Source organism: Variovorax dokdonensis (assembly GCF_030316895.1).
Lineage (GTDB): Bacteria > Pseudomonadota > Gammaproteobacteria > Burkholderiales > Burkholderiaceae_C > Variovorax > Variovorax dokdonensis.
The window spans coordinates 553638-569768 of sequence record NZ_JASZYV010000003.1 but is presented as its reverse complement, the minus strand read 5'-3'; the positions used below and the strand labels follow the sequence as shown (position 1 = coordinate 569768).

Sequence of the window (16131 nt, the reverse complement as noted above, 5' to 3'; positions counted from 1 at the left end):
GTGGGTTCGGCCATCGCAGGCCGAGAACGACGATTGTGCATGGGCGCAGCGCCCCGAGGGGCTCGCGCGGTGAGCCACAACGTCCCTGTGCGCGTGCCCGACATGCACGCGTTCGACACCATCATCGACGCGCGTTCTCCAGCCGAGTTCGCGCAAGACCACATACCCGGGGCCATCAACTGCCCCGTGCTGGACGACGAGGAGCGCCACGTCGTCGGCACGATCTACGTGCAGACCGGCGCCTTCGAGGCCCGGCGCGTGGGCGCGGCCATGGTGGCGCAGAACATCGCCCGCCACCTGCGCGAACGCTTTCCCGAGCAGCCCGCCAACTGGCGCCCGCTGGTGTATTGCTGGCGCGGAGGCATGCGCAGCGGCTCGATGGTGACGGTGATGCGTCTGGTCGGCTGGGATGCGCAGCAACTCGCCGGCGGCTACAAGGCTTTTCGCCGTCACGTGGTGGAGCAGCTCGACACGATCTGCCCCGGGCTCGACCTGCGCGTGATCTGCGGCGCCACCGGCAGCGCCAAGACGCGTGTGTTGCAGGCGTTGTCGCGGCAGGGCGCGCAGGTGGTCGACCTGGAGGAACTGGCCAGCCACAAGGGCTCGTTGCTGGGTGGCATGCCCGGCCAGCCGCAGCCCACGCAAAAGCATTTCGAGACGCTGCTGCACGGCGCGCTGGCAGGCATCGACCTGGCCAGGCCGCTGTACGTCGAAGCCGAAAGCGCGCGCATCGGGCGGCTGTCGCTGCCACTGCCGCTGGTGGCGCGAATGCGCGCCGCGCCGCGGCTGATCGAGCTGAAAGCCGGGCTGCCGGCACGCCTTGCCTACCTGCTGCGCGACTACGTCTACCTGACGCAGGACCGCGAGAGGCTCGCCGGCCAACTCGCGCCGCTCAAGGACTTGCAAGGCAAGGAGAACGTCCAGCGCTGGCAGCAATGGGCACGGGACGGCGAATTCGAGCCGCTGCTCGCCGAACTGATGACCGAGCACTACGACCCGCTCTACGAGCGCTCTCAGGCGCGGCACTTTTCGGCGTGGAGCGACCGGCAGACCGTGCCGGCGGATGTGCTGGACGAAGTCGGCATCGAAACCCTCGCCCGGCAGGTGCTGGCGCTGGGCTAGAACCGGCTCGGCTGCGTTACAGGTCCGGATACACCCATCGGCTAGACTGCCAGGTTTTTCACAATTGCCCCTTTCGAGCACGTGACAGGTCGCACGGGTGTCACCGGCTCGGCCCTCCTTCGCTTGCTGCATCGTCTGGCTGGCTCGGAGGCCGGTCCCCACGACGCCATATCCCATCCCCCCCGGCAGGATTTCGCCCAGCAAATGAGCCAATGGCTGCGCTGGACGGACGCCATTCCGCTTTCGGCGGCGCTCGATGCGCAGCCGCAGGCGTCGGCGCCTGCACAGGTGGAATCCGCCGAGCTCGATGCGGCGCAGGCAAGGCGCGTGCATGAATCGCTGGTCGCCGCCATCGCCGAAGACGTGCGCGCCATGGCCGCCATGCCGGCGGTGACGCCGCCACAGGACCCCAAGGACCGGGCGGCCGATGCCGCTGTCTGCCGGCAGCGCTACCTGTCGCGGCAACTGGCGATGTCGCAGAGCATCGAGCGGCTGCGTGAGCGGTTGCGTGCCCGGATGGCCCAGGTCTCGCCCGAACTGGCGCGCCTGGCCGCTGTCGACACGGTGATGGAGCAGGTGCTGGGCCACCAGGAGCAGCGCCTGCTTGCGCCGTTGCCCGGCATGCTCGGTCGCTACTTCGAGCGGCTGCAGCGCGCGGACGACGCGGCGGCGCTGAAGGCCGCTGCCGAAGCTGCCGAAGCTGCGGAGGCTGCGGAGGCTGCCGAGGGTGAGGCGCCCGGCGACGAAGCGCCCGCCGCAAGGCCCGGTGCCGCGCCGGTGCGAGGCCGACGTTGGTTGCCGGCTTTCAGCCAGGACATGCAGGCCTTGCTGATGGCCGAACTCGAGATCCGCTTTCATCCGGTGCAGGGGCTCGTGGAAGCCCTTCGCCAGGGGCACGGCGCTGCCGTACCCCCGACTACGACGAGAACATGAACAGATTGATTGAACGCCTGGCACAACGCCTGGCATTTGTGGCTGGGTTGGCCACGGTGTGCTGGATCGGCTTTGGCTACATCGGCACCAACACCATCGCATTGGGGATCAGCTTGCTGATTCTGGTCTTCTACGTGTCGGGCGCCCTGGAGCTGTTCGCTTTCGATCGCGCCACCAGCACGCTGCGCGAAGCCCTGGAGCGCGACGCCGCCCAGGCGCCCGCCAACCTGGGCGATTGGCTTGCCCGCGTACACCCATCGCTGCAAGGCGCCGTTCGCCTGCGCATCGAAGGCGAGCGCGTCGGCCTGCCGGGGCCGTCGCTCACGCCCTATCTCGCGGGCTTGCTGGTGCTGCTGGGCATGCTGGGTACCTTCCTGGGCATGGTGGTCACGCTGCGCGGCACCGGCCTCGCGCTCGAACATGCGACCGACCTCGACGCCATCCGCGCGGTGCTGGCCGAACCCGTGAAGGGCCTCGGACTGGCTTTCGGCACGTCCATTGCCGGCGTGGCCGCTTCGGCCATGCTGGGCCTGGTCTCCAGCCTGTGCCGGCGCGATCGCATCGAGGCCGCCCGCCTGCTCGACGCGCAGATTGCCAGCACGCTGCGCCCCTTCTCGCGCGCCCAGCGGCGCGAGGAATCGTTCGAACTCATGCGCCGCCAGGGCGAAGCCCTGCCGGCGCTGGTCGAACGGCTGGAGGCGGCCATGAGTGCCATGGCCGAACAGCATCGGGCCACCCATGCCCAACTGCTGGCCACGCAGGATCGCTTCCAGTCGCAGGCCGGCAGCGCCTACACCGACCTCGCCGCCGCGGTGGCGCAGACGCTGCACAAGAGCCTCGAGGACGGCGCACGCGCGGCCGGCGCCGCCATGCAGCCGGCCATCGAGGCTTCGTCCGAATTGCTGCGCCGACAGGGCGAAGCGTTGCCCGCGCTGATCGAGCGGCTGGACTCCACGCGCGACGCGATCGACCGCCAGCAGCGCGAAGCACGCGAGGCCACCGATGCGCAGCAGCGCAGCATGCACGCTTCCATCGACGAGCAACAGCGCAGCCTCCAGGCCGTCATCGACCGGCAGCAAGGCGCCGTCGCCGAATCGCTGGCGCAGGAGCAGCGCGTGTTGGCGCAATCGATCGGCGAGCAGCAGGAGGCGATCGCCCGAACCCTGGCCGAACAGCAGCGCGCCACCCACGAACATCTGCTGGCCAGCCAGGCGGAGTTCCAGGCGCGCACCGAAGCCGCGTATGCCGCGCTGGCCGCCTCGGTGGACCAGAGCCTGCAAAAGAGCCTGGTCGATGGCGCGCGCGCCGCAGGCGATGCCATCCAGCCGGCGGTCGAGTCGGCCATGGCAGCTGTGACCCGGGAAGCCGCTGCGCTTCGGGCATTGGTTCAGGAAGGCGTCGAGCGTCAGATGCAGGGCCTGGCCGAGCAGGCCGATCGCGCCACACAGGGCGTGGCCCAGCGCTGGAACGAAGCGCTGGCCGAGCATTCGAAAACGCTGGCCGATCATGCAAGCGCCCAGCACGCGCAGGCGAGCGACATGCAGCAAGCCTTGCAGGCGCGGCTGGCCGAGCGCGATGAAGCGCGCCTGGCCGCGTGGTCGCAGGCACTGCAGGACATGTCCGGCGCGCTGCAGGAACAATGGCAACAGGCCATCACGAACAGCAACGCGCAGCAGCAAGCCATCTGCCAGACGCTCGAACGCACCGCGAGCGACATCACCCGGCAATCGCAAGCGCAGGCGCAGGACACGCTGGCCGAGATCGGCAGGCTGGTGGACGCCGCATCCGAAGCGCCTCGTGCCGCCGCCGACGTGGTGGCCGAGCTGCGCACCAAGCTCTCCGACAGCATGGTGCGCGACAACGCCATGCTCGAGGAGCGCAGCCGCATGCTCGAGACACTGCAGACGCTGCTGGACGCCGTCAACCATGCCAGCGTCGGCCAGCGCGAGGCCATCGATGCGCTGGTCAGCACCTCCGCCGACCTGATGGAGCGCGTGGGCCAGCGCTTTGCGCAGGAAGCCGATGCGCAGTCCGGCAAGCTGGCCGACGTGGCGGCGCAGGTGGGCAGCAGCGCGGTCGAGATGGCGAGCCTCGGCGATGCCTTCGGCGCCGCGGTGCAGCAGTTCGGCCAGTCCAACGAGAAGCTGGCCGCGCAGTTGCAGCGCATCGAGACGGCGCTCACGCAATCGATGGCCCGCAGCGATGAACAACTGGCCTACTACGTGGCCCAGGCGCGCGAGGTGATCGACCTGAGCATCCTGTCGCAAAAGCAGATCGTCGAAGACCTTCAGCAACTGGCGCATCAGCGCCAACCGGCCGCCGCCGACGCATGACGACGCTGGACGATCATTCGGACGCCGGTGGCGAAACCAACGCGCCCGTCTGGGCCGTGTTCGGCGACCTCATGGCCGGGCTTCTTGGCGCCTTCGTGCTTATCCTGGTGTGCGTGGTGGCGATGCAGTTCGACCTGACCGCCAAGCTGAAGGCCGAGGCGCAGCAGCACCAGGCCGAACTACAGCGGCGGCAGGCGCTCGAGCAAGCCCTGGCCGGACCGCTCGCGGCAGGCCGGGTCACGCTGGCGGATGGCCGGATCGGCATCAGCGGCAACGTGCTGTTCAAGCTCAACTCGGCACAGTTGCAGGCCGAAGGCCAGCAGCTGCTCAAGAGCCTGGCGGGCCCGCTGTCGGTGTACCTGGCCGAGCGCAACGAAGTGCTGATGGTCAGCGGCTTCACCGACGATCTGCAGGTGCACGGCAACAACCGCCAGTTCGCCGACAACTGGGAGTTGTCCGCGCAGCGGGCTTTGACGGTCACGCGCTCGCTGATCGAAGCGGGCGTGTCGCCGTCGTCGGTCTTTGCCGCGGCTTTCGGCGCCGAGCAGCCGGTGGCTTCGAATGCCGACGATCAAGGTCGTGCGCGGAATCGGCGCGTCGAGATCGCGCCCACGCCCCGGCGGGTTGCGGGCAAGGACGTCAAGGGTGGCTGAACAGGACGTCTCTGAAGGCACCGCGACGACGGTGCCACAGCACGACGCGCTCGTCACGCTGAGGGTTTGGCAAGAACGAGGCGCTCGTCGCGTCGATCCGCTCCGGTTCGATTTCCTGCAGGCGCTGGCTCGGCGAACCGCGGCTTGCGAAGGCGCGGCTCGGCCTCTGCTCGACGACAAGCTCGGCCAGGCCATGTCCCGCTATCGCGAGGCTTGCGAGCAGGCCGGTTGCGTGCTCGATGGCGATGCGCCGGACCAGCAGCCGCCGCCATCGGCGCGCCGCGCGAACGCGGCACCCGCGGCACCGGGCGCGCTGGCGCAATTGCTCGCGCAGGTCGACGTGTCGCGCCAAGGCGGCGTCGCGAGTGCGGCGTCGGCCGCCCAGGTCATCGCATCCGGCAGCGCGAAGCGGCCATCGGGACAGGTTGGGCAGGCTGGGCAGGTGGCCCCTGCCTCACCGGAGCCGCGCCCAGGTCAGGCCCAGGAGGCGCTGACCTACTTCCGCCGCACCTGGACGCGGCTGGATGCGCGTCGGCGCCTGGCCCAGAGTCAGGCCAGCCTGCCGGCGAATGCCGGTCCGCTCAATTCGCAGCAGCTCGTGCACCGCGCGTTGACGCTCATGCAAGGCGCGGCGCCCGGCTATCTGCATCAGTTGATGTCGTATGTGGACGCGCTGTCCGCACTGGAGCCGTTCCAGCCTGCGGCCGTAGCCGCAGCAGCAGCCGCCGCGGCCGCGCCGACGGAGGCTGCTCGCGGCAACGGCCCGGTCCGCAAGACCGGGCGAACAAAGCGCTGATAGACGGCTCGCCCGCCGGCGCGGCGTTTCAGCGCCGCTTGCCCAGGCGCCGCGCGGCCTTGGGCATGTCCATCGCCTGCGAAAGCTCGCCGGCCCGCTCGTGCATCTGGCAGAGGGCGCGGTCGAGCGTCTGCAGCGACTCGGCGTCCAGGTCCTGCACGATGGCCTGGTTGATCGAACTGGCGAGCGGAAAGATCTCGGCATAGAGCGCGCGCCCTGAGTCCGTCAGGCTCACGCGCAATTGCCGGCCGGTGCCGGACTTGATGGCCAGGCCCTTGCTTGCCAGCGCCGACACCGCGCGCGAAAGGCGAGGACTGTCCAGTTCCATCCTGCGCGCCAGCTCCGGCCACGGCATCTGCGGCTGCGTGGCCAGGATGGACAGCACCGCCCATTCGCGCCGGGCGATGCCGAATCGGCCTTCGCAAAGTCGGGTGACCAGGCTGCCGCCGATCGACAGGATCTTGCTCATCCGGAACAGCACCAGCGACTCGATGCTGCGCGGGCTGCCCGCGTCTTCGAGGGCAGGGGAGTTAGGGTTTTGCATCATGTCCGATGTTTAGATCAACGGGCCTGCATCTCCTAGCATGGCAGCAGCAGCCGGGCGACACGGCGCACACGGAGACACACCATGTCAAAGAGAATCCTGCTGAAGCTGCTGGCCATCTCGGCGCTCGGGTCGACCATGGCCCTGCCGCTGGCCGCCCGCGCCGACACCCCCTTGAAGATCCTGGTGGGCTTTCCTCCCGGAGGCTCGGCGGACACCATCGCCCGCATTGTGGCCGACGGCATGAAGGACGACTTTTCCGCCATCGTCGTCGAGAACCGTCCCGGCGCGGCCGGCCGCATCGCGCTCACCGCGCTCAAGAATTCGCCGCCGGACGGGCACACCGTCATCATCCTGCCCAACGGGCCGATGGTGCTGTTCCCCCACCTCTACAAGTCGCTGCCCTACGATCCGACCAGGGACTTCACGCCCATCTCGGAATTGGCGCGCTTCCAGTTCGGGGTGGTATCGGGGCCGGCGGCCGACGCCGGCTCGATCGCGGAACTCGTCGCCAAGGCCAAGGCCGATCCCGACAGCGCGACCTACGGCTCGGCCGGAACCGGCACGGTGCCGCACCTGCTGGGCACCATGTTCGCGAAGGCGGCGGGCATTCAGATGCGGCATATTCCTTTCCAGGGCAGTGCGCCGGCCAACACCGCGCTGCTGGGCGGGCACATCCGCTACAAGTTCGACGTCGTGGCCGAGACAGCCGAACTGCACCGCACCGGCAAGGTCCGCATCCTGGCCGTCACCGGGCCGAAGCGCGATCCGCAGGTCCCCGACGTGCCCACGCTTCGCGAAGCGGGCGTGGACATGCAGGCCACCGCCTGGTTCGCGATGTATGCGCCCGCAGGCCTGCCCGAGGCTGTTCGCCAGCGACTCGAAACGGCGGTGAACGCGGCGTTGCAGCGCAGCGCGACGCGCGACAAGCTGGTCAAGCTCGGTTTCGAGCCCGTGGGCGAAGGCTCCGCCGCATTGGCCGCGCAGCAGAAAGCCGACCTCGAACTCTGGGGCCGCACGATCAAGGACGCCGGCATTCCCGCGCTGGATTGAAACGGCTGCGGCCGTCAGCCCGGCCCGCCCAGGTGCTCCTTCAAGAACGCCACCGTGCGTGACCAGGCGAGTTCAGCCGCCTTCGCGTCGTAGCGCGGTGTCGTGTCGTTGTTGAATCCGTGCTGTGTGCCGGGATACTGGTACTCGGTGAAGCGCGCACCGGCCGCCTTGAGCGCTGCTTCGTACGCGGGCCAGGCGGCATTGATGCGTTCGTCCGTCTCGGCGCGCTGGACCAGCAGCGGCGTCTTCACTTTCGTCGCTTCGGACGGGTCGGGCGTGTTGCCGTAGAAGGCCACGCCGGCCGCCAGTGTCGGCACGCGAAGCGTCAACTGGTGGACCATGCCACCGCCCCAGCAGAAGCCCACGGCGCCGATCTTGCCCGTGGTGTCGGGTCGAGTCTTGAGCCAGGTGACGGCGGCCACGAAGTCCTCGCGCGCCTTGCCCTGGTCGAGCTTGGCGAACTCGGCGCGGGCCTTGTCTTCGTCACCGGGATAGCCGCCCAGCGGCGTGAGCGCATCGGGTGCGAAGGCCATGAAGCCGTCCAATGCCAGGCGGCGCGCGATGTCCTCGATGTGCGGATTGAGCCCGCGGTTCTCGTGGATGACGAGCACCGTGGGCAGCTTGCGGGCACCGGCATTGGCCGGGCGGACGAGATAGCCCTTCATGGTGCCGCTGCCGCCGCTGGAGGGGTAGCTCACGCGCTCGATGCTCAGGCGCGGGTCGTCGGGCTTGATCTGCTGGCCCATGGCGAAGTCCGGACTGAGCGCGGCCAGCAATCCTGCGGCCGTCATGCCCGCCTTGGCGAACTTGCTGGCGCCGCCGAGAAAGCTTCGCCGGTCGATGTCGCCATGCACGTAGGCATCGAAAAGGACGAGCAACTCCTGGTCGAAGTCGTGGGCGGTCAACCGCGTGGGCGTGGGCTGCATGCAGGGCACTCCTCGTTGGAACGTGGAACGTCGACGGCCGGATGATCCTTGAAGTTCCGCGCTTTACAAAGCAACAGGACGTTGCCGTTGACCCATCGCAGCGTGGGGGCGTCGCGTTGCGGCGATGCTGCGCGGATCGAAAGGAGCATCGTCATGGTCCTGTTCATGGTTCGGCGTGCGGCAGCGCGTCTGTGCCTTGTCGGCTGCTGCGGCACGTTCATGGCGTGGCATGCCTGTGCGTCTTCGCTCGATTCGGTGGACGAGGCGCGTGCCAACGCGCCGCAGCTGAGCTACTACACCGACGAACTGGAGCGACCTTGGGGCATGGAGTTCCTGCCCGATGGCCGGCTCCTCATCACCGAGCGTCCAGGCCGACTGCGAGTGGTCAGCGCTGACGGGCATCAGATTTCGCCCGCCGTGGTGGGCGTGCCGCAGGTGGACTACCGCGATCTGGGCGGCCTGCTGGACGTGGCCATCGATCCTCGCTTTGCCGAGAACCGATGGATCTACCTGAGCTTCACGCGCAAGGTGGGACGCGGCACGGGCCCGGCCCGCAACAGCCTGACGGTGGCGCGCGCCCGGCTGAGCGAAGATGCAACGTACCTGGATCGCTACCAGATCCTCTTCAGGCAGATGCCCGGGGTCGAGAACGGCGAGAACCTCGGTGGCCGCATGGCCACGTCGGACGACGGCTATCTCTACCTCACTGTCGGAGACCGCTACGCCGCCAAGGACCGCATGCGCGCGCAGTCGCCGGCGTACTACGAGGGCAAGACCGTCCGAGTGCGCACGGACGGTTCGACGCCTGCGGACAACCCCTTCGTGCAGACGCCGGGCGCGCGGCCGGAGATCTGGAGCCTGGGCCACCGCAACCCGGGCGGTGCCTTCGTGCATCCGCGCACGCGGCAGTTGTGGGTCTCGGAGCACGGGCCACAGGGCGGCGACGAGATCAACATCGTTCGCAAGGGCGCGAACTATGGGTGGCCGGTCATCACCTATGGCTGCGAATACGTGACGTGCGAGCAGATCGGCTCGGGCACGCACATGGCGGGCATGGAGCAGCCGTTCACCTTCTGGGGGCGGCCGGGCATCGCGCCGTCCAATCTCATCCTGTACAGCGGCGGGCAGTTTCCGCAATGGGAGGGCAACGTGTTCGTCGGCGCGCTGGCAGACCGGTCGGTCTGGCGCATCGAACTCGGTGGCGACGATGAAGCGCCGCAGGTCAAGCGCCGCCAGCAGATGTTCACCGAATTGAACGAGCGCATCCGCGACATCCGCCAGGGCCCGGACGGCGGCTTGTATCTGCTGACCGACGGGGAGCGAGGACGCGTGGTGCGCGTGGCCAGGCCGGACTCGGCGCACTAGGCGTACTCGGCGCGGTCGGCTTGGTCGGCTCGGTGCGCGGGCCTCGTGTGGCACCGCATGTGCAGGTAGAGTGACGCCGCATGCCTGACCAAGCCGATTCCTCTTTCGTTGCCCGCTGTGCCCAGGCGTCGCTGGCGCTGCTCGAAGCCAATCTCACGCCGCATGGCATCCTGGCGGCGAGCCGCACCGATGCGGCCATCGCCCGTCGCTACACGCGAATCTTCGGGCGCGATGCGGCCATCTGCGTGCTGGCGATGAGCGGCAGCGGCGTGCCGGCGCTCGAAGACGGCGCCGTTGCCAGCCTGGATGCGCTCGCTTCGCAACAGGCGGCCAACGGACAGATCCCGAAGTACGTGGACCCCGAAGGGCAGGATGCCGATTTCTGGTACCTGGGCTGCATCGATGCGACCTTGTGGTGGCTGATCGCGGTGGATCATGTGCGCCGCCGCGGCGGGGTGGACGCGACGCGATGGGACGACAACATCCAGCGCGCGATCGCCTGGCTGCTGGCGCAGGAGCATCAGCACTTTCGGCTGCTGCAGCAGAACGAGGCCAGCGACTGGGCCGACATCATGCCGCGCAGTGGCTACGTGCTCTACACCAATGCGTTGTGGTTCGACGTCAAGCGCAGGTTCGGGCTGGCGCATGCGCAAGAGACGCTGCATCACTTCAACCACCTGTTCAACCCGTTCCAGCGCGACTTGCCGCAATACCACCGTGCCCGGCTGCTGCGCCACTACGCGCGCCGGGGCCGGCGCGACCCCGGCATGTTCCTCAGCTTCGTCAACCTATCGTTCGTGGGTGACGAGGGCGATGTGTTCGGCAATGTCCTGGCGGTGCTGACGGGGCTGGCCGACGAGTCGATGTCGCACAGCATCGCTCACGCCATCGATGCGGCGAACGCCGCCGATCCGTGGCCGGTGCGCGTGACACTGCATCCGATGGCTCCGACGCACGGCCTGTGGCGAGCGTACATGGGCCGCCATCGTCAGAACTTGGTGCACCAGTACCACAATGGCGGCCTCTGGCCTTTCGTCGGCGGCTTCTGGGTGATGGCGCTGGCGCAACTCGGCCTCAAGGACGAGGCGAGGGCGGCGCTGGAGCGCCTGGCGCAGGCAAACGCGCAGGACGACTGGCGCTTCACCGAATGGTTCCATGGCAAGACCCTCGTGCCCATGGGCATGGCCGGCCAAAGCTGGAATGCTGCGACGTTCTTGCTCGCGCAGCGCGCCGTGGACGCTGGCGCTCAGTTCCAGGATTTGTAGAAGAAGTCGTGCAGCGAAAAGGGCTGCCCCTTGCTGATGGCCCTCGCCGCAAAGCCGATGTAGACGAAGGTCATCAGCAGCAGCACGCTCAGGGAGATGAACAGCATGAACGGGGCCGCGATCAAGGCCGCGGCAATGGCACCGAGAGATGCGAGCAGGTGAGGCATGGTCGGCACCATAGCATCGGCGGGTGATGCAGCGCCATCGGTATCGTCGGACGAAGGTGGGTTCTTCGGTCGGCTGTGAAGCAAATCGATGCGATGGGGCTGCGCGCTGGCCTATTCCTGGGCCGCGTAGTCCTCGATCGGCACGCAGGAGCAGAACAGGTTGCGGTCGCCGTACACGTTGTCGACCCGGCCGACGGGCGACCAGTACTTGCCCTGCTTGAGTGCAGCCAGCGGAAAGGCGGCCAGTTCGCGCGAGTAGGGATGCGCCCATTCCGCGCCCATCAGCGTGGCGGCGGTGTGCGGAGCGTTCTTCAGTGGGTTGTCGTCCTTGGGCCAGACGCCTTCTTCCACGCGGCGGATCTCTCCGCGGATGGCGATCATGGCGTCGATGAAGCGGTCCAGTTCGGCCAGGGGCTCGCTTTCGGTGGGCTCCACCATCAGCGTGCCGGCCACCGGGAAGCTCAGCGTCGGCGCATGGAAGCCGTAGTCGATCAGCCGCTTGGCCACGTCCTCGGCCGTGACGCCGCTGCTTTCCTTCATGGGCCGCAGGTCGAGGATGCACTCGTGGGCCACATGGCCGTTAGCGCTTGCGTACAGCGTGGGATAGTGGTCGGCCAGGCGCGCACTGATGTAGTTGGCCGAGAGGATGGCGACTTCGGTTGCGGCCTTCAGGCCCTGGGCACCCATCATCCGGCAGTACATCCAGCTGATGGGCAGCACCGCGGCGTTGCCCAGCGGCGCTGCCGAGACGGCTCCCACATGAGGCTTGCCGCCGGCTGTCGCATGGCCTGGGAGATAGGGCACCAGGTCTTCGACGACGCAGACCGGACCGACGCCCGGCCCGCCGCCGCCGTGCGGTATGCAGAAGGTCTTGTGCAGGTTCAGGTGACTCACGTCCCCGCCGAATTCGCCGGGGGCCGCCACGCCCACCAGCGCGTTCATATTGGCGCCGTCGACGTAGACGCGGCCGCCATGGGCATGCACGATCTCGCACAGCTCCTTGACGCGCGTCTCGAACACGCCATGCGTGCTGGGGTAGGTGATCATCACGCAGGCCAGATCGTCCTTGTGGGCCTCGCAGGCCCGGCGCAGGTCGTCGATGTCGACGTTGCCCTGCGCGTCGCAGGCCGTCACCACGACCTTCATGCCGGCCATCTGGGCGCTCGCCGGGTTGGTGCCGTGCGCGGACGAGGGGATCAGGCACACCTTGCGATGGCCTTGGCCGCGCGCCTCCTGCCACGCCATGATGGCCAGCAGGCCCGCGTATTCGCCCTGCGATCCGGCGTTGGGCTGCAGGCTGATGCCGGCATAGCCGGTGGCCTGGCACAGCCAGTCGCGCAGTTGCTGGTCGAGCAGCGCGTAGCCCTGCAACTGGTCGGCCGGCGCGAAGGGATGCACGTGCGCGAACTCGGGCCAGGTGATCGGGATCATCTCGCTCGTGGCATTGAGCTTCATGGTGCAGCTGCCCAGCGGGATCATGCTGCGGTCGAGCGCGAGGTCCTTGTCGGACAGGCTGCGGATGTAGCGCAGCATGGCCGTCTCGCTCTTGTGGGTGTTGAACACCGGGTGCGACAGGAAATCGCTGGTGCGGCGCAGGTTCTCGGGAACGAGCTCGGGCGCCGATTCGGCCAATGCGTCGAAGTCGGGCAGCGCTTTGCCTTCGCCGGCGAAGATGCGCCACAGCAGCTTGACGTCGTCGCGCGTGGTGGTTTCGTCGAGCGAGACGTAGAGGTAGACGTCCCAGTCCTTGCGCAGGTTGGCGCCCAGTGCGACGGCTCGGGCGGCGATGGCGTCGGTGGCGTCGCCGGTCTTGAACCCGAGCGTGTCGAAAGCGGTGTCGTGGTGCTCGTGCGTGAAGCCCAGTTGCACCAGGCCGGCCTTGAGGATGGCCGTCAGGCGCGCGACGCGGCTGGCGATGCGCTTGAGGCCGTCGGGCCCGTGATAGACCGCGTACATGCTGGCGATGACGGCGGGCAGCACCTGCGCCGTGCAGATGTTGCTGGTGGCCTTCTCGCGGCGGATGTGCTGTTCGCGCGTCTGCAGCGCCAGGCGATAGGCCGGCGCACCATGCGTATCGACGCTCACGCCCACCAGCCGGCCGGGCAGCGATCGCTTGTATTCGTCGCGGCAGGCCATGTAGGCGGCGTGCGGGCCGCCGGCGCCCATGGGCATGCCCAAGCGCTGGGTATTGCCGACCACGATGTCCGCGCCCATCTCGCCCGGCGGCTTGATGAGCGTGAGCGCGAGCAGGTCGGCGCAGACGATGAACGCGGCATGCTTGCCGTGCACGGTGTCGGCGTCGGCGGTCCAGTCGCGCAGCCAGCCGCTGGAGGCGGGATATTGCGCCAGGGCGGCGAAGTAGTCGCCTTGTGCCAGGGCATCGTTCCAGTCGGGCTCGCTCATGACGACCTTGAGCGACAGGCCCAGCGGCGCCGCACGCGTGCGCAGCACCTCGATGGTCTGGGGATGCGTGTCGCCCGAGACGATGAGCAGGTTTCCCTTGGCCTTGACCGAGCGGCGCGCCAGCGTCATGGCCTCGGCGGCGGCGGTGGCCTCGTCGAGCATGGACGCGTTGGCGATGGCCATGCCCGTGAGGTCGCACACCATCGTCTGGAAGTTGACCAGCGCCTCCATGCGGCCTTGCGAGATCTCGGCCTGATAGGGCGTGTAGGCCGTGTACCAGGCCGGGTTCTCGAGGATGTTGCGCAGGATGACGCCGGGCGTGCGCGTTCCGTAGTAGCCCTGTCCGATGAAGCTCTTGAGCACCTTGTTCTTGCCCGCCAGCGTCTTCAGTTCCGCCAATGCCTCGGCCTCGGTGACGGGCTGGGGCAACTGCATCGGCCGGCTGCGACGGATGGCCTTGGGCACGATGCCGTCGATCAGTTCCGCGCGGGTGGCCGATCCCACCACCTCGAGCATCCTGGCCTCGTCCTCGGCACTGACGCCGATGTGGCGGGCAATGAATTCCTCGTGATTTTCAAGAGCGGCGAGCGACGGCGTGGGCATGGGAATGGCGGGTGAAGAAGGGAAGGAGCGAATCGGAGAAGGGCGCTAGGGTGCGCGGGCGGATCAGCCCTTGGAGAAGGCCTCGTAGCTGGTCTCGTCCATCAGCGCGTCGAGCTGGGCCGGCTCGGTCATCTTGACCTTGAAGAACCAGCCGGCGCCCAGCGGATCGCTGTTGGCCAGCGACGGGTCGGCGCGAAGCGCCTCGTTGACTTCGGTGACTTCGCCGGCGATGGGCATGTAGACATCGGCCGCGGCCTTCACGGATTCGACGACGCCCGCCACTTCGCCCGGGGCGTAGCCCTGGCCGACCTCGGGCAGGTCGACGAAGACCACGTCACCCAGCGCGTCCTGCGCGTGCAGGGTGATACCGACGGTGGCGATGTCGCCTTCCGTGGCGATCCATTCGTGTTCCTTGGTGTACTTGAGGGGCATGGTGCGCTCCGGGGTAAGGGAAGAGTGAAAGAAAAGGGGGAGAAGGGCCAAGCGTAGTGGAGTGCCGTGCCGGCGAGAAGCTCAGCCCCGGAAATAGCGGTTGGGGACGAAGGGCATCTTGCTCACTTCCATCGGGACGGCCTTGCCGCGCACGATGGCCTGGATGCGCGAGCCCGGCTGCGAGAAGGCCGTGGCCACATAGCCCATGGCGATCGGCCGGTCGGCGGTGGGGCCGAGCAGGCCGCTGGTGACGGTGCCGATGGGTTGGCCCTCGAACGATTGAAGCTCGCAGCCTTCGCGCACCGGAACGCGTTCGAGCGCGACCAGGCCCACGCGGCGACGCAGGAGCACGTCCTGGTCGGCGTGCCCGGCCAGATCGGCGGCGACGGCCAGCTGGGCCAGGATCTTTTCGGCCCCCGGGAAGCCGCCGGCGCGGGCGCCGCCGGTGCGACGCACTTTCTGGATGGCCCAACCCAGCGCGGCTTCGGCCGGCGTGGTGGTGGTGTCGATGTCGTTGCCGTAGAGGCAGAGTCCGGCCTCCAGGCGCAGCGAGTTGCGCGCGCCCAGGCCGATGGGCTGCACTTCGGGCTGTGCGAGCAGCAGGCGGGCCAAGGCTTCGGCCTGGTCGGCGGCGACGGAGATCTCGAAGCCGTCCTCGCCGGTGTAGCCGCTGCGGGTGGCGAAGGCGGGGATGCCGCCGATCTCCACGGCACCGCCCGTCATGAACACGAAGCGCTCGATGCCGGGCGACAGGCGCGCCAGCACTTCGGCGGCCTGCGGCCCCTGCAGTGCGAGCAGTGCGTGGTCGGGCATTGGCTCGACGCGGCAGCGATGGCCGATCTTTGCCTGGATGTGGGCGATGTCCGCCGCCTTGCAGGCGCCGTTGACGACGACGAAGAGCGCGTCGTTGCCCTCGTTGAAGAACATCAGGTCGTCGAGGATGCCGCCATCGTCATTGAGCAGCAGGCCGTAGCGCTGCTTGCCGGGCGCCAGGCCGATGACGTCGACGGGCATCAGGGTTTCGAAGGCCGCTGCGGCGTCCGGCCCGACCAGGCGCAGCTGGCCCATGTGCGAGATGTCGAACAGGCCGGCTGCCGTGCGGGTGTGCTTGTGCTCGCCCATGAGCCCGGCGGGATACTGCACGGGCATGCTGTAGCCGGCGAAGGGCACCATGCGCGCACCGAGCTCGACGTGGAGGTTGTACAGCGGGGTCTTGAGCAGGTCGGCGGTGGCAGCGGTGGTCAAGGGAGTCTCCTTGAAGGGGCAGTCGAAATCCATGGCCCAGGCCATGTGCTACCCCTGCTGTCCGCTTTACCTGAGAGATTCACCCCACGATCGGGGTTTGCTCCTTCGGTGGATGATTTGGCGCGCATGACGCGGCCTGTCATCTCTCTCCAGCCGGGAAAACGCCCCAACGAAACGGGGGCGCCTTGTCAGTCCTTTTGCCTGAGCGTTCGGCTTGCCTGAACGGTGCCTGCGCCTTCGGCGGCCCCTGCCAGTGCGGGGCTCTCTCCTGACGAAGAGAGTTTATACGGC

The 16131-nt window shown here is 68.2% G+C and carries 14 protein-coding genes and 2 riboswitches; of the genes, 8 read left to right on the top strand and 6 right to left on the bottom strand.

Annotated elements, in window-relative coordinates; genetic code table 11:
* Positions 1 to 69: 69 nt before the first annotated feature.
* The 5 genes from mnmH (at position 70) to QTH91_RS16360 (ending at position 5837) form a co-directional block, all read left to right on the top strand.
* Positions 70 to 1122, top strand: a complete 1053-nt coding sequence (gene mnmH, locus QTH91_RS16380; protein ID WP_286661160.1) for a tRNA 2-selenouridine(34) synthase MnmH — start codon at positions 70 to 72, stop codon at positions 1120 to 1122.
* 81 nt (positions 1123 to 1203) lie between these two features.
* Positions 1204 to 2055, top strand: a complete 852-nt coding sequence (locus tag QTH91_RS16375) for a DUF3348 family protein (RefSeq protein ID WP_286661159.1) — start codon at positions 1204 to 1206, stop codon at positions 2053 to 2055.
* On the top strand, positions 2052 to 4388 hold the full coding sequence (locus tag QTH91_RS16370) for a DUF802 domain-containing protein (RefSeq protein ID WP_286661158.1): 2337 nt from the start codon (positions 2052 to 2054) through the stop codon (positions 4386 to 4388). The genes QTH91_RS16375 and QTH91_RS16370 overlap by 4 nt, the downstream gene beginning before the upstream one ends.
* Positions 4385 to 5041: an OmpA family protein gene (locus QTH91_RS16365; RefSeq protein WP_286661157.1), complete on the top strand. Its 657-nt coding sequence runs from the start codon at positions 4385 to 4387 to the stop codon at positions 5039 to 5041. Before QTH91_RS16370 ends, QTH91_RS16365 begins: the two co-directional genes overlap by 4 nt.
* Positions 5034 to 5837: a DUF2894 domain-containing protein gene (locus QTH91_RS16360; RefSeq protein WP_286661156.1), complete on the top strand. Its 804-nt coding sequence runs from the start codon at positions 5034 to 5036 to the stop codon at positions 5835 to 5837. Before QTH91_RS16365 ends, QTH91_RS16360 begins: the two co-directional genes overlap by 8 nt.
* Positions 5838 to 5865: 28 nt before the next feature.
* On the opposite strand, the gene QTH91_RS16355 is transcribed toward QTH91_RS16360, so the two are convergent.
* The gene (locus tag QTH91_RS16355; protein ID WP_286661155.1) at positions 5866 to 6384 is read right to left on the bottom strand and encodes a MarR family winged helix-turn-helix transcriptional regulator; all 519 of its coding nucleotides are present in this window, start codon (positions 6382 to 6384) and stop codon (positions 5866 to 5868) included.
* Between the two features lie 81 nt (positions 6385 to 6465).
* On the opposite strand from QTH91_RS16355, the gene QTH91_RS16350 reads away from it, so the two are divergent.
* Entirely contained in the window at positions 6466 to 7434 is a 969-nt protein-coding gene (locus tag QTH91_RS16350) for a Bug family tripartite tricarboxylate transporter substrate binding protein (RefSeq protein ID WP_286661154.1), read from the top strand.
* 14 nt (positions 7435 to 7448) lie between these two features.
* Here QTH91_RS16350 and QTH91_RS16345 read toward each other — a convergent pair whose 3' ends face one another.
* A complete protein-coding gene (locus tag QTH91_RS16345; RefSeq protein ID WP_286661153.1) occupies positions 7449 to 8360 on the bottom strand; it encodes a dienelactone hydrolase family protein in 912 nt (303 codons plus the stop codon).
* Positions 8361 to 8513: 153 nt separating this feature from the next.
* On the opposite strand from QTH91_RS16345, the gene QTH91_RS16340 reads away from it, so the two are divergent.
* Positions 8514 to 9725 (top strand): PQQ-dependent sugar dehydrogenase, encoded by a 1212-nt coding sequence (locus QTH91_RS16340; protein ID WP_286661152.1) that lies wholly within the window; start codon positions 8514 to 8516, stop codon positions 9723 to 9725.
* Between the two features lie 80 nt (positions 9726 to 9805).
* Positions 9806 to 10990 carry an amylo-alpha-1,6-glucosidase gene (locus tag QTH91_RS16335; RefSeq protein ID WP_286661151.1) on the top strand — a complete coding sequence of 395 codons (1185 nt, stop codon included), beginning with the start codon at positions 9806 to 9808 and terminating at the stop codon, positions 10988 to 10990.
* On the opposite strand, the gene QTH91_RS16330 is transcribed toward QTH91_RS16335, so the two are convergent.
* The 4 genes from QTH91_RS16330 to gcvT all read right to left on the bottom strand — a co-directional run bounded on the left by QTH91_RS16330 (position 10972) and on the right by gcvT (position 15840).
* On the bottom strand, positions 10972 to 11157 hold the full coding sequence (locus QTH91_RS16330; protein WP_286661150.1) for a hypothetical protein: 186 nt from the start codon (positions 11155 to 11157) through the stop codon (positions 10972 to 10974). The two genes, QTH91_RS16335 and QTH91_RS16330, sit on opposite strands and share 19 nt — an antisense overlap.
* A gap of 111 nt (positions 11158 to 11268) precedes the next feature.
* A complete protein-coding gene (gene gcvP, locus QTH91_RS16325; RefSeq protein ID WP_390367451.1) occupies positions 11269 to 14169 on the bottom strand; it encodes an aminomethyl-transferring glycine dehydrogenase in 2901 nt (966 codons plus the stop codon).
* Positions 14170 to 14226: 57 nt separating this feature from the next.
* Positions 14227 to 14595 carry a glycine cleavage system protein GcvH gene (gene gcvH / locus QTH91_RS16320; protein ID WP_286661148.1) on the bottom strand — a complete coding sequence of 123 codons (369 nt, stop codon included), beginning with the start codon at positions 14593 to 14595 and terminating at the stop codon, positions 14227 to 14229.
* Positions 14596 to 14676: 81 nt separating this feature from the next.
* Positions 14677 to 15840, bottom strand: coding sequence for a glycine cleavage system aminomethyltransferase GcvT (gcvT, locus tag QTH91_RS16315; RefSeq protein WP_438273544.1), 1164 nt, complete (start codon positions 15838 to 15840; stop codon positions 14677 to 14679).
* Between the two features lie 47 nt (positions 15841 to 15887).
* Positions 15888 to 16003: riboswitch (glycine riboswitch) on the bottom strand.
* 16 nt (positions 16004 to 16019) lie between these two features.
* A riboswitch (glycine riboswitch) is annotated at positions 16020 to 16121 on the bottom strand.
* Positions 16122 to 16131 lie beyond the last annotated feature (10 nt).